The organism is Nocardioides oleivorans (genome assembly GCF_004137255.1).
Taxonomy (GTDB): domain Bacteria; phylum Actinomycetota; class Actinomycetes; order Propionibacteriales; family Nocardioidaceae; genus Nocardioides; species Nocardioides oleivorans.
This window is the reverse complement of record NZ_SDWT01000001.1, coordinates 2,161,297-2,173,637: the sequence shown is the minus strand read 5'-3', so window position 1 is coordinate 2,173,637 and position 12,341 is coordinate 2,161,297. Positions and strand designations below refer to the sequence as shown.

General features: G+C 71.8%; 15 protein-coding genes and 1 tRNA gene. 5 read left to right on the top strand and 11 right to left on the bottom strand.

Going from position 1 to position 12,341, the window contains the following annotated elements:
* Positions 1 to 3: 3 nt before the first annotated feature.
* Genes EUA93_RS10370 through EUA93_RS10355 form a run of 4 tightly spaced genes read right to left on the bottom strand, consistent with a single transcriptional unit; the run spans position 4 to position 3,613 of the window.
* Positions 4 to 480 (bottom strand): MogA/MoaB family molybdenum cofactor biosynthesis protein, encoded by a 477-nt coding sequence (locus tag EUA93_RS10370; RefSeq protein ID WP_129400061.1) that lies wholly within the window; start codon positions 478 to 480, stop codon positions 4 to 6.
* Entirely contained in the window at positions 477 to 950 is a 474-nt protein-coding gene (gene moaC / locus EUA93_RS10365; protein ID WP_129400060.1) for a cyclic pyranopterin monophosphate synthase MoaC, read from the bottom strand. The genes EUA93_RS10370 and moaC overlap by 4 nt, the downstream gene beginning before the upstream one ends.
* A gap of 1 nt (position 951) precedes the next feature.
* On the bottom strand, positions 952 to 2,217 hold the full coding sequence (glp, locus tag EUA93_RS10360) for a molybdotransferase-like divisome protein Glp (protein WP_129400059.1): 1,266 nt from the start codon (positions 2,215 to 2,217) through the stop codon (positions 952 to 954).
* Positions 2,210 to 3,613, bottom strand: a complete 1,404-nt coding sequence (locus EUA93_RS10355; RefSeq protein WP_129400058.1) for a UTP--glucose-1-phosphate uridylyltransferase — start codon at positions 3,611 to 3,613, stop codon at positions 2,210 to 2,212. Before EUA93_RS10355 ends, glp begins: the two co-directional genes overlap by 8 nt.
* Positions 3,614 to 3,635: 22 nt before the next feature.
* On the opposite strand from EUA93_RS10355, the gene EUA93_RS10350 reads away from it, so the two are divergent.
* Positions 3,636 to 4,241, top strand: coding sequence for a 5-formyltetrahydrofolate cyclo-ligase (locus EUA93_RS10350; RefSeq protein WP_129400057.1), 606 nt, complete (start codon positions 3,636 to 3,638; stop codon positions 4,239 to 4,241).
* A gap of 78 nt (positions 4,242 to 4,319) precedes the next feature.
* On the opposite strand, the gene EUA93_RS10345 is transcribed toward EUA93_RS10350, so the two are convergent.
* A complete protein-coding gene (locus EUA93_RS10345) occupies positions 4,320 to 6,947 on the bottom strand; it encodes a penicillin acylase family protein (RefSeq protein WP_129400056.1) in 2,628 nt (875 codons plus the stop codon).
* A gap of 112 nt (positions 6,948 to 7,059) precedes the next feature.
* Between EUA93_RS10345 and EUA93_RS10340 the strand changes: the two genes are divergently transcribed.
* The 3 genes from EUA93_RS10340 to EUA93_RS10330 all read left to right on the top strand — a co-directional run bounded on the left by EUA93_RS10340 (position 7,060) and on the right by EUA93_RS10330 (position 8,529).
* Entirely contained in the window at positions 7,060 to 7,380 is a 321-nt protein-coding gene (locus EUA93_RS10340) for an FmdB family zinc ribbon protein (RefSeq protein ID WP_129400055.1), read from the top strand.
* A gap of 92 nt (positions 7,381 to 7,472) precedes the next feature.
* The gene (locus EUA93_RS10335; protein ID WP_129400054.1) at positions 7,473 to 8,105 is read left to right on the top strand and encodes an SAF domain-containing protein; all 633 of its coding nucleotides are present in this window, start codon (positions 7,473 to 7,475) and stop codon (positions 8,103 to 8,105) included.
* Between the two features lie 52 nt (positions 8,106 to 8,157).
* Complete coding sequence (locus EUA93_RS10330) at positions 8,158 to 8,529, top strand: MscL family protein (RefSeq protein ID WP_129400053.1); 372 nt, start codon at positions 8,158 to 8,160, stop codon at positions 8,527 to 8,529.
* Positions 8,530 to 8,605: 76 nt separating this feature from the next.
* Here the strand turns inward: EUA93_RS10330 and EUA93_RS10325 are convergent, their stop codons facing one another.
* From EUA93_RS10325 to EUA93_RS10315, 3 genes are all read right to left on the bottom strand, one after another.
* Entirely contained in the window at positions 8,606 to 8,794 is a 189-nt protein-coding gene (locus EUA93_RS10325; protein ID WP_129400052.1) for a hypothetical protein, read from the bottom strand.
* Entirely contained in the window at positions 8,791 to 10,080 is a 1,290-nt protein-coding gene (locus tag EUA93_RS10320) for an LCP family protein (protein WP_129400051.1), read from the bottom strand. The genes EUA93_RS10325 and EUA93_RS10320 overlap by 4 nt, the downstream gene beginning before the upstream one ends.
* Before the next feature lie 121 nt (positions 10,081 to 10,201).
* Positions 10,202 to 10,393, bottom strand: a complete 192-nt coding sequence (locus EUA93_RS10315) for a hypothetical protein (protein WP_129400050.1) — start codon at positions 10,391 to 10,393, stop codon at positions 10,202 to 10,204.
* On the opposite strand from EUA93_RS10315, the gene EUA93_RS10310 reads away from it, so the two are divergent.
* Positions 10,394 to 10,466, top strand: a tRNA-Arg gene (locus EUA93_RS10310). It abuts the gene before it with no gap.
* A gap of 98 nt (positions 10,467 to 10,564) precedes the next feature.
* On the opposite strand, the gene EUA93_RS10305 is transcribed toward EUA93_RS10310, so the two are convergent.
* From EUA93_RS10305 to EUA93_RS10295, 3 genes are read right to left on the bottom strand one after another with little or no spacing between them, the layout of a single operon-like run.
* Positions 10,565 to 11,080, bottom strand: coding sequence for a flavin reductase family protein (locus tag EUA93_RS10305; protein WP_207208654.1), 516 nt, complete (start codon positions 11,078 to 11,080; stop codon positions 10,565 to 10,567).
* Positions 11,077 to 11,598 carry an NADPH-dependent FMN reductase gene (locus tag EUA93_RS10300; protein WP_129400049.1) on the bottom strand — a complete coding sequence of 174 codons (522 nt, stop codon included), beginning with the start codon at positions 11,596 to 11,598 and terminating at the stop codon, positions 11,077 to 11,079. The genes EUA93_RS10305 and EUA93_RS10300 overlap by 4 nt, the downstream gene beginning before the upstream one ends.
* Complete coding sequence (locus tag EUA93_RS10295) at positions 11,595 to 12,305, bottom strand: alpha/beta hydrolase (protein WP_129400048.1); 711 nt, start codon at positions 12,303 to 12,305, stop codon at positions 11,595 to 11,597. Before EUA93_RS10295 ends, EUA93_RS10300 begins: the two co-directional genes overlap by 4 nt.
* Positions 12,306 to 12,341: the final 36 nt, after the last annotated feature.

Sequence of the window (12,341 nt, the reverse complement as noted above, 5' to 3'; positions counted from 1 at the left end):
CGCTCAGTGGTCGCTCCCGACCGCTTGCTCGACCGCGTGGCGAACGACGTCCTCCAGCACGGACAGCCCGTCCTTCACGCCGCCGCGGGAGCCGGGGAGGTTGATGACGAGGCAGTCACCGGCGATCCCCGCGATGCCGCGCGAGAGCATCGCGGTCGGCACGCCCTTGGCCACGCCCGCGGCACGAATCGCCTCCGCGATGCCCGGCACCTCGCGGTCGAGGAGCGGGCGGGTCGCCTCCGGCGTACGGTCCGTCGGGGTCAGCCCCGTGCCGCCGGTCGTGAGGACGAGGCGTACGCCGTCGGCCACCGCCGCGGCGATCGCGTCGCGCACCGGGTCGCCGTCGGGCACGACGGCGGGGTCCGCGCACGCGAAGCCCTGGTCGCGCAGCCAGTCGGCGATGAGCGGTCCGGTCTCGTCGGCGTACACACCAGCCGCGGCACGGTTGGACGCGACGACGACGGCGGCGCGGAGGCTCATCGGGACCAGTCCCCCGACTTCCCGCCGGTCTTGGTCTCGACCTGGATGTCGGTGATGACCGCGGCCTTGTCGACGGCCTTGACCATGTCGACGACGGTGAGCGCCGCGACCGACACCGCGGTCAGGGCCTCCATCTCGACGCCGGTGCGGTCGGTGGTGCGGACGGTCGCGGTGATGTCGACGGACTCGTCGGTGACCTCGAGGTCGAGGCTCACCCCGGAGATCGAGAGCGGGTGGCACAGCGGGATCAGCGCCGGCGTCTGCTTGGCACCCATGATCCCGGCGATGCGGGCGACCGCCAGCGCGTCGCCCTTCGGCACGCCCTCGCCGCGCAGCAGCCCGACGACCGCCGGGCTGACGAGCACGCGGCCCGACGCGGACGCCGTACGAGCCGTGACCGCCTTGTCACCCACGTCGACCATCCGGGCGGCGCCACTCGCGTCGAGGTGGGTGAGCTCTCCCGGAGCCATCTCAGAACTCCTCGTCGAGCTTGCGGATCGCGACCATCTCACCGGCCGCGATCGCGGTCGTCGCGGCGGGCACCTCGATGAGGCAGTTGGCGGTGGCGAGGTCACCGATGAGGTGCGAGCCGTGGCCGCCGACCGGTGAGACGAACGTGCCGCCGCGGTCGGAGTCGTAGAGGCCGCGCACCATCTGCATCCTGCCGTCGGGCGAGGAGAGTCCGTGGGTGAGGCGCGCGCGGCTGGTCGGACGGACGTAGGGCAGCTTGCCCATCATCCGGCGGATCGCGGGCAGCACGAACATCTCGAAGGAGACGTAGGACGACACCGGGTTGCCGGGCAGCGTGAAGACCGGGGTGGCGTCCTCACCGACGGTGCCGAAGCCCTGCGGCTTGCCCGGCTGCATGCCGACGCCGCCGAACCACATCGTGCCGTGCTGCGACAGCGACTCCTTCACGACGTCGAAGTCGCCCTCGCTGACGCCGCCGCTGGTGACGACGATGTCGGCGCGGACCAGCTGGTCACTCAGCGCCTCGGTGAAGGCGTGCGCCTCGTCGGGCACGATGCCGACGCGGTAGGCGATGGCACCGGCGGCGCGGGCGGCCGCGGCCAGGAGGTAGGAGTTGCCGTCGTAGATCGAGTCGTGGCCCAGCGGGGTGCCGGGGTCGCGCAGCTCGGACCCGGTCGAGATGACCACGACGCGCGGGCGGGGACGGGTGCGTACGGTCGCGCGGCCGACCGCCGCGAGCATGCCGAGGTGGCGAGGACCGAGGACCGTGCCCTCCTCGAGCAGCATGTCGCCCTCGGCGATGTCGTCGCCGAGCGGACGGATGTGCTGGCCGGCCGTCGGTGCCTGGCCGATGCGCACGGACGCGACGCCGCGGTCGGTCCACTCGTAGGGCACGACCGCGGTGGCACCGGCCGGCACGGGTGCGCCGGTCATGATCTTCACGGCGCTGCCCGGCGAGAGGGCGAGGATCGAGGACTGCCCGGCACCGATCTCCCCGACGACCGGCAGCACGACGGGGTCGTCCTCGGTGGCGCCGGCGACGTCCTCGGCGACCACGGCGTAGCCGTCCATCGCGGAGTTGTCGAAGCTCGGCAGGGAGATCGCGGCGACGACGTCCTCGGCGAGAGCGAGGCCCAGGGCCTCCATCAACGGCTGCGGGAAGGCCGGCAGCGGGGAGATGGTGGCGAGGATGCGGTCGAGGTAGTCCCCGACGGGGAGCAGGCCGGGCGCTGTGGCGCGGTGCGGCCCGTGATCCGGCTCAGCCATGCTGCTCCTGCTCGTCGAGGATCGTGCCGCCCTCGACGCGCTTGGCGGAGCTCGCGTTGAGGGTGACCTCCCCGACGACCTTCACGCCGTGGCCGAAGGTCCAGTCGCCCTCGACGGTGAACGAGTCGGCCTCGCGCAGCGACGGCGCGCCCTCGGGGAAGCGCTTGTCGAAGTCACCGACGAGCTTGTAGAACTCGCCGTCGAGCGAGACGTAGGGCACCTCGTCGCCGGTCTGGTCGAGGACGAAGTCCTTGCCGATGTCGTAGACGTCGGAGCGCAGCACCAGCAGGTCGTCGGTGGTCTTGACCGGGACGAACCTGTCGCGGCCGACCTCGATCGTGCGGGCTCCCTCGAAGACCTCGATCGCCGCACCCATCGCGGTCTCGACCTGGATCACCTTCGGGGTCGACGCGTCGGCCGGGTCGAGGTGCTTCACGTTGCGGATCAGGGGCAGGCCGAGGATGCCGCCGCGGGCGTCGAGCGCGTCGGACATCGCCTGCAGGTCGAACCAGAGGTTGTTGGTCGAGCAGAACTGGTGCCGGCTGAGGTCGGCCAGCGCCTCCTTGTCGGCGTCGAGCGTCTGGGCAGACTCGCGCAGCACGATGCGGCCGTCGGACTTGCGGCGCGCGAAGTGCCCGCCCTTGCGGTCGGACGGCGTGCGACGCACGGCCTCGATGGCGAACGGCGCACCGCTCTGGGCGAACCAGCCGGCGACCCGCGCGTCGGGGACGGCGCCGAGGTTGTCGGAGTTGGAGACGAAGACGTAGCGGAATCCGGCGTCGATGAGACGGGCGAGCAGGCCGGTGCCGCGCAGCGCGGTGTAGAGGTCGCCATGGCCGGGCGGGCACCACTCGAGGTCAGGTGCCTTGGGGTAGGCGGCCGGCATCAGGTCGGCCTCGAGGAGCTTGGGCTCCTTGTTCTGCAGGAACTCCAGCGGCAGGCCGTCGACGGGCAGCTCGTCGTAGCGCTCGAGCGCGGCCATCGTGTCGGCCGAGGTGCGGAAGGAGTTCATGAACAGCAGCGGCAGCGTGGCGTCGTACTGCTGGCGCAGGTGCAGCACCTGCCGGGCGATGATGTCGAGGAAGCTCAGACCGCGGCGCACGCACAGCAGCGACTTCGCGCGCTCCATGCCCATCGACGTGCCGAGGCCGCCGTTGAGCTTGATCACGGCGGTCCGCCGGATGGCCTCGGTCGCGACGTCGTCGGGCACCTCGACGTCGGCCAGCGCCTCCATGTCGAGCGGGTCGATGGTGTCCTCGGCGATCATGCCGGTCTCACCGTGCTCGAGGAGTCGGTAGTAGTGCGCGAAGGTGTCGACCGCGACCTCGTCCACTCCGGCCGCACGCATCTTCTCGCGCGCCAGGGCGAGGCCCTGGGCATTGCCCTTGCTTCCCATGCTTCGATCGTAGGCTGCTCAGGTGGACACGCCACATCCCGGTGTTAGCACGGTCACCAAGGACGCCCTGCGCGACCAGCTGCGCGCTGCCCGCAAGCGCCGTCCGCTCGAGGCGGCCGCCCTCCTCGCGGCCTCCGTCGCGGACGTGGCCACGGAGTGGTCGGAGGTGCGCCGTGCCGCCACCGTGGCGGCGTACGTCTCCGTCGGCAGCGAGCCCGGCACCGGCCTCCTGCTCGACGCGCTCGTCGCCGCCGGCAAGCGCGTGCTCCTCCCGGTGGTGCTGCCCGGCCTCGACCTCGACTGGGCCGTCTACACCGGCCGCGACAGCCTCGCCCCGGCCGTGCGCGGGCTCTTCGAGCCGACCGGCGAGCGACTCGGTCGCGAGGCGATCGGCCAGGCCGACGTGGTCCTCGTGCCGGGGCTCGGGGTCTCCTCGACCGGCGAGCGGCTCGGCCAGGGCGGTGGCTGCTACGACCGGGCGCTCCCCCGCGTCACGCCCGGGACCCCCGTCGCCGTGGTGCTGTACGACGACGAGGTCGGGGTCGCGGTGCCCACCGAGCCCCACGACCTCCCGGTCGGCTTCGCGCTGACGGCGGGCGGCGTCGTACCCCTCGTGATCCCCGGCTGACCGGGGATCGCTGAACTTGTCAGGCATTGCAAGGGCCGACAAGTTGAGTGATCCCCGGCTGACCGGGGATCACGACTTCTACTCGGTGACGAGCGGCCGGAGCACGAGCGTGTCCTCCGCCGAGGCGAGGACCGCGTCGCGGGTGAAGGCCCAGGGCAGGGTCTCGCCGTCGACGTAGAGCTCGGTCTGGTCGGAGTAGTGCGACGAGGCCGGGTGCCCGGAGACGCCGGTGAGGTTGATCCAGCGCGAGTCGTCGAGGTCGGCCATCGAGACGACCATCCGCATCGACGGGGCGGCGGTGACCTCGTAGCCGTCGACGGCGTTCCACGAGGTGGCGTCGACGATCGCGCTGCCGCCGCCGACCTCCCAGCCGTCGCGGTTGAACAGCCGCTCGACCAGTCCCACGCCGGACTCGCCGAGGGTGGCGTTGTGGAGGTTCATCCGGTGCAGCCGGCCCCACTCCCACAGCCGGACGTCGCGCGCCTGGCGCCGGGTGAGCTCGTCGCGGGCGTCGAGGAGCGCCTGCCGCAGGATGTCGTCGCGGGTCTCGACCTCGTCGGTCTCGACGTCGTCCCACCACGGCCCGGCGGGCTCGGACAGCATCCGGCCGACGACCAGGAACCACCGGTCGCCGCCGTCGGGCCAGGTGCGCTGGCGCAGGTCGTCGTGGAAGGTCAGGTCGAGCAGGTTGCGCCAGACCACGTTGAAGTACGCCGCCGGCGCGCTGTCGGCCGGCGAGGTGAAGTCCCAGTCGCGCAGCAGGTTCTGGGCGTTGCGGTAGTAGCCGCCGGGCACGTCGATGTCGAGCAGGTAGGGCACGAGCTCCTCGGCCATCGGGTTGGTCGTGTCGAGCTGGAGCGCCGACATCTCGGCGACCGAGAGCTCCCCCTCCGCGGTCAGCACGTCGCGGATGCGGGTCGAGCGGTAGCCGTAGTCCCAGTCCTGGGTGAGGAGGTAGGGGTAGCGCGTGCCGATGACCGCCTGGTTCGCGGTCGCGATGAAGCCCTCCTCCGGGTCGAGCACGCTCGGCAGGCCGTCGAACGGGATGTCGTCGCCGGTCCAGTCGTTGGCGCTGTTCCAGCCCTCGACCGGCATCGTTCCGTCGTTGCCGCCGCCGCGGATCGGCACCCGTCCCGGCGCCTGGTAGCCGATGTGGCCGTCGCGGTCGGCGTAGACCAGGTTCTGCGACGGCACCGAGAAGTCGGCGGCCGCGGCGCGGAACGAGTCCCAGTCGCTCGCGCGGTTGAGCTCGAGGATGGCGTCGGCGGTCGGCGCGGGATCGAGCGCGGTCCACGCCAGCGCGACGGCGTACCCGCTCCCCCGGTCACCGTCGTCGTCGGCGGGCGCGTTGGCACCGACGGTCGCGAACTCCGACGACACGTCGCTGATGAGCGGCCCGTGCACGGTCTCGCGGACTCGCAGCGACACGTCGTCCTGCCCGCGCACCTCGATCGTCTCGGTGCGCACCTGCATCGGCTCCGTGGTGTCGTCGCGGACGTAGCGGTCGTCGCCCTCGGTCTTCTCCAGGAAGAGGTCGGTGACGTCGGGGCCGAGGTTGGTGAAGCCCCAGGCGATGTCGGCGTTGTGGCCGATGATCACGCCGGGCACGCCGGAGAAGGTGAAGCCCGCGGTGTCGAGGGTGCAGGCGTCCGACACCTCGCGGCAGTGCAGCCCCATCTGCATCCAGATGCCCGGCTGGCTGACGCCGAGGTGCGGGTCGTTGGCCAGGATCGGCATGCCGGTGGAGCTGTGCGCGCCGTCGACGACCCACGAGTTGCTGCCCAGCCCGCGGCCCTTGCCGAGCAGGTCGGGCATCGCCTCGACGCTCGCCTGCACGCCCTCGAGCGCGTCGACGACACCCCGGGGGTACGCCGGTCGCCGCGGGTTGCGGGTGCCGTTGGACGTCGCGTTCTGCTCGAAGACGCCGTCGACGACGCCGCCGCCGGAGACGATCGGCGGGTGCTCGTCGTAGGGGTAGTCGGGCCAGAGCTGGGCGATCTCGGCGTCGGTGTGGTCGAGCGAGAGCAGCACCCGGTCGACCTCGGCGTCCATGTTGCCGCGCAGGTCCCACGCCATCGCCTTGAGCCAGGCGAGCGAGTCGATCGGGTCCCACTCCTCGGGCGTGTAGTCGAGACCGGTCAGGCCGAGCACGGCGTACTCCGCCGACAGCTCCGAGGGCGACCGGTCGCCGATGTAGGCGTTGACCCCGGCGGCGTACGACGTCAGCGCGTCGCGCGTCGCCGGCTGCAGCAGCGCCCACTCCTGCTCGGCGACCCGGCGCCAGCCCATCGTGCGGACGAACCGGTCGGTCTCCAGCGTGGTGTCGCCGAACATCTCCGAGAGCCGGCCGGCCGTCACGTGGCGGCGGAAGTCCATCTCGAAGAACCGCTCGGACGCGTGCACGTAGCCCTGCGCGAACATCAGGTCGTCGTCGGTGTCGGCGTAGAGCTGCGGGATGCCGTTGCCGTCGCGGATCACCTCGACCGACGCCGACAGTCCCGGCACCTCGACCGCGCCGTCGACCTGCGGCAGCGGACGGCGTACGACGACCACGGCAGCCGCCGCGAGCACGAGCAGCACGACCACCAGCCCCACGGCGGTCCACGCGGTCCAGCGCACGGCGCGGGGCGCGCGTCGGAAGGTCTGCCACCAGCTGGTCCGGGGAGGGGCGGTCGCAGGCTCGGTCTGTGCGGAGGGCTCGGTCATCGGTTCGCATTGTGCCGTACCATTGGCAGTCGGTCGGCCCGAGTGCCAGCGCGTCGCGCCAGCCCCGTCGATCGTCCCCATCTCTCCTCGCAGTCGCTCTCGAAGGACCCACATGCCCACCTACCAGTACGCCTGCACCGAGTGCGGCCACGCGTTCGAGCAGTTCCAGAGCTTCAGCGACGACGCGCTCACCGTCTGCCCGGTGTGCGACGGCAAGCTGCGCAAGGTCTTCAACGCCGTCGGCGTGGTCTTCAAGGGCTCGGGCTTCTACCGCAACGACTCCCGCTCCACCACGTCGTCCTCCGACACCGCGTCGTCGAGCACGAAGAGCTCGGACACCTCGTCGTCCTCCTCCTCGACGCCGTCGACTTCGACGAGCGGCTCGAGCTCGTCGAGCTCGACCTCGTCGAGCAGCTCGTCCTCCTCGGACTGACCTCCCACCGCTGCTCGACCCGGGCGCCCTCGGCTCGCGGGCCCTGTGGAGAGCCCGAGCGGCACCGGGCCGATCCGGCCTAGCGTCGTCGGATGCTCCCGGGACTCCCACCAGCGCGACGCCGCCTGCGAGCCGTACGCCACCAGCTGCGGCGCCGTCGGCGGCTGGCCGCGGCCGTGCTGGCCGGGATCGCCGCCCTGGCCGCGATCCGCGCGATCGCGCCGCCGCCACCCGAGACCGTGTCCGTGCTGGTCGCGACAAGGGACCTGCCGTCGGGCACCCTCCTCGGCGACGACGACCTCGCGACCCGCGACTTCCCCTCGGACCTCGCACCTCCCGACGCCGCGGGCGAGGCGACCGGTCGCGTGCTGGCGGCACCGATCGGCCGTGGCGAGGTGCTGACCGACGCCCGGGTCGTGGGTCCGGGCCTGGCCGAGGCGCAGGCCGGCGACACGGTCCTGCCGGTCCGGCTGCCCGACGCCGGGATGGCGACGCTCCTGCGCCCGGGCGACGTCGTCGACCTGCTGGCGACCGACCCGGGCACGGGCGCCGCCACCACGATCGCGCGCGACGTGACCGTCCTGGCCACGCCCCGCGACGTACCTGAGGGGCCGGCCGGCGGCACCGGAGGTGCACTCGTCGTGATCGGCGCGTCTGCTCGAGAAGCCGTGGAGATCACGTCCGCGGCGCTCTCGCAGTTCCTGACGGTGTCGTGGGAGCGATAGCGTTCTGCCATTCACGCAGTCGGCCTCTCGGGGCCCAGCAAGAGGGAGCACCATGACTGGATTCAAGAACTTCATCCTCCGAGGCAACCTCGTCGAGCTCGCGGTGGCCGTCATCATGGGCACGTCGTTCGCCGCCGTGGTCACCGCCTTCACCGGCATGCTGCTCTCCGCGGTGAGCAAGGTGACCGGCGGCAACGAGCCGAACTTCGACACCTTCGCTCCGGGCGACGTCCTCATCGGACCGTTCCTGACGGCGCTGGTCGCCTTCGCCATCCTCGCGGCGGTCATCTACTTCTTCGTGGTCACGCCCTACACCCGCGCGAAGGACAAGTTCTTCCCCGCCGAGGAGAGCGGCACGCCCGCCGACGTCGCGCTCCTCGAGGAGATCCGCGACCTGCTCAAGTCCCGCGGTGGCGCCGTCTGAGCGACGCACGCACCACACGCGAACGGCCCGCCCCGGGAGGGAGGCGGGCCGTTCGTCATGTGCGGGTCGAGGGGGCTCAGCCGTGGTGGGGCGGCACCTGGTCGCGGTACCACGCGTCACCCTTGCCGGAGCGGTCCTCGCGGGCGTCGGTGTCGTCGGAGGTCTGCTCGGGCACGCCGTCCCCGAAGACAGCAGCCAGCCGGCGGCGGCGCTTCCACTCGGGCTCCTGCTCCGGAGCACCCTCCTGGTCGGAGCGGTCGCTCATGCGCAGACGCCGTAGATCCGGTCCTCGGGGTCGGTCGTCTCCGTGGGCGTGGTCGGCGTGCTGGGAGTCCCGCTGGGCGTCTCCGTGACGGTCTCCGACGGGGTCTCGGTCGGCGTCTCGCTCGGGGTCTCCGACGGGGTGCCCGACGGCGTACCGGTCGAAGACTCGCCGGCGCTGGGCGACTCCGACGATCCGGGCGGACCCTCGGCGCTGACGGAGGTGCCGCCGATGAGCTTGGCGGGCAGCTCCTTGTCCTGGGCGATCAGCTTCCAGATCTCGTCGGCCTGCTCGGTCCAGTAGACCCGGCCGAAGAAGCCGGAGTCGCGCGTGTAGTAGGCCGTGGGGAGCGTGACGAACTTGATCTTGTCCAGGCCGATGCCCTGCAGCTGCATCGCGACCTTGCCGAGGCGGGTGACGTTGGCGAACTCGTCGTCGGTGGTGAGCGACTTGGTGGCCGCGTCGAGGAACCGCACCACCTTGTCGAGGCGGGTCAGGGTGCCGGCGGAGAGCACCTCGCGCACGAGGGCACCGATGAACTCCTGCTGGCGTCGGATGCGCGAGATGTCGTTCTGCTGGATCAGGTCACCGACGTAGCGCGCTCGCACGTAGTCGAGGGCCTCGTCGCCGGTCAGCACGGACGGGTTGCCCTTGGGCACGAAGATGCTGTGCTTCGGGTCCTTGATGTCCTCGGGCACGCAGACCGGGACACCCCCCACCGCGTCGACCATCGAGCCGAAGCTGGCGAAGTCGACGACGATGAAGTGCTCGACCCGGATGCCGGTGTTCTCCTCGAGCTGGCGCATCGTGCAGAGCGGGCCGCCGACGCTGTAGGCGGCGTTCCAGATCACGTCCGTCACCGCCGGGGAGTCGCACCCGTCCTCGGGACGGTTGACGATCGAGTCGCGCGGGATGGAGACGGCGTACGCCCGACTGCGGTCGGCGGACAGGTGCACCAGGATCGTGGTGTCGGAGCCACCGCCACCCTCCTGGTCGATCCCGCAGCCGTCGCAGTCGCGGGAGTCCGAGCCCATCACCAGGATGTCGAGCGGCTCGCCGTTGCCGGTGTAGACCTCCTCGGGCCGCGCGTCCTCGTCGAGCGCGTCGGTGGAGACGCCCTCGATGTTGCCGTTGAGGTGGCGGATGAAGTAGACCGTGCTGAGCCCGGTGATGAGTGCGAGCACGAGCGCGCTGATCAGGACGACCCGTCCGACCGTGTGCTTGCGCTTGGCCTTGCCCTTGCGTTTGGGCGCGCTGTCGGGCGTCTCCGGGCGCGACTCATCGGACACGGGAGCTCACCTTCGACAGGGACGGGCGGTGCTGACCGCACTGAACCTACTTCACGATCACAAGATCACAGAGCCCGCGACTCCACGCCGCTTCTCGTCCCGGGCGGCGGAAAAGGCCTGATCAGGTGCGTCGCGCGGAGAGCAGGCCGATGAGCTCGTCGGCCATCTCGAGCTGCCTCGCGAGCCTCGCCCGACGCGCGGCGGCGTCCTCCTGGACGGCCGCGAGCGGGTCACTGCAGTCGCACTGAGCAGCATCGAGTTCGTCGACGTACGCCGTCGTGGCAGGATGCTGCCCGCCGTGCGCGCACGGCACGCCCCAGTAGCTCAGTGGATAGAGCAGCCGCCTCCTAAGCGAAAGGTCGCAAGTTCGACTCTTGCCTGGGGCACCCCCGCCACATCGCGCGCTACCGAACAGTCGGGTCGCCGGTCGGCGAGACCACGACCTGACTGTTCGGTAGCGCCGACGAGGGTCCTCGCCTGCTGCTCACGCGAGCGTGCGGAGCGTCCCGAACCCGCTGCGGTGGAACACCAGCGGGTGCGCGTTGTCCTCGGCCTGGTGCACGGCGTGCAGCTCGAGCAGGACGACCACGTGGTCGCCGGCCTCCACCTCGCGGTAGATCGTGCAGTCGAAGCTGGCGAGTCCCTCGTCGAGGGTGATCGCGCCCTCCGGCGTCGTGGTGAAGTCGAGCTCGTCGAAGCGGTGGTCCACCGGCCCGGCGAGGGCGCGGCACACCTCCGCGTGGTGGTCGGCGAGCACGGTCACCCCGATGTGGGACGAGCGGCGCAGGTCGGGCCACGTCTTCGAGGAGGTGGCCAGGCTGACCGACACCAACGGCGGGTCGAGGCTGACCGAGGTGAACGAGCTGGCGGCCAGGCCGATGGGACGGCCGTCGATCTCGGCGGCGAGCGCCACGACGCCGCTCGGGAACGTGCCGAACGCGTCGCGCAGGAGCCGGGGGTCGAGGTCCTGGTTGGTGGCCAGGCTGGTCATGGCGGTCATCGGGATCCGTTCGTGGGGGCTGTCGTGCGGGCCAGGAAGGTGGAGACGATCGGCCGGGTGGCGGCGAGCCAGTCGGCGTACGCCGCCGGGTCGTCGTGCTGGGCGTCGACCACGTAGAGCGCCTTGCCGGGGACGGTCCCGCCGATCTCCGTCAGCACGGGCCGGAGGGTCGTCTCCGGTGCGAGGGAGTGGGCGGGACTGCCCCCGAGCATGAGCGGCACGGCCAGTCCCGAGAGGCCGGTGCCGCCGGCGAACCGGTCGAGGAAGAGCTTGAGCAGCCCCGTGTAGGCGGCCTTGTAGGTCGGGCTGGCGACGACGACGAGGTCGGCGGCACCCACCTGCTTGACGAGGTCGGCGACGCCCGCGTCGGCCCAGTCGAGGATCGCCGGCCCCAGGGTGGCGAGGTCGACGACCAGGTCGGGCTCGGCACCGGTGAGCTCGTGCGCGACGTAGGTCGCGGCGGCGAGGGTGCGGCTCGCGGGCTTGGGGTTGCCGACGACGACGGCGGTGACGCTCATCGGGCGCCTCCCGCGGGGACGAGCACCGGCGGCAGCTCGGCGCCGAGCTTCAGCGACTCCAGGAACAGCACGATCGTGGCGGCCACCGAGCGGTGCGACACGTCGTTGAGGATGTCGTGCCGGCCACCCTCGACCAGCCACACGCGGGCGCCGGGGGCGGAGACGTACGACGCGATCGCGTCGGCCGCAGGCGTGATCCGGTCGGCCGTCCCGTGGACGACGAGCACGGGCTTGTCGGGCGCGGACAGCTCGACGGACGCCCACGGCAGTGGACGGTCGAGCGCCTCGCGGTCCAGGAGCACGTCGCCGTCGAGGACCGAGCGGTGCACCGGACAGGCGGTGCGGGCCTCGACCTGGTCGTCCCACGTGCCGTCCGCGGTCGAGCCGGGCAGCGCCACGCCTGCGATCACGGCTGCGTCGGCGGCCACCTCCCCCACGAGGGTGGCCGCCAGCGTGGCTCCGCTGTCGGCGCCGACGAGCACCTTCGGCGAGGGCAGCGACTCGTCGGCGAGCAGCTTCTCGACCCGCTCACGCGTGCCGGTGAGGTCGTCGAGGTCGACGGGGACCACGCGCACCTTGTAGGCGTCGGCGGAGAGCCGCTTGCCGAAGCGGGCGTACGCCGCGTCGGTCTCGCCGCGTCCGGGCAGGACGACGAGCGTGCCGCGCGGCGTGGCGCCGGCGGGCTCGTCCCAGGCGGTGACAGTCATGTTCGATCTCCTTCTCGGGTCGTCAGGTGGGGCGGG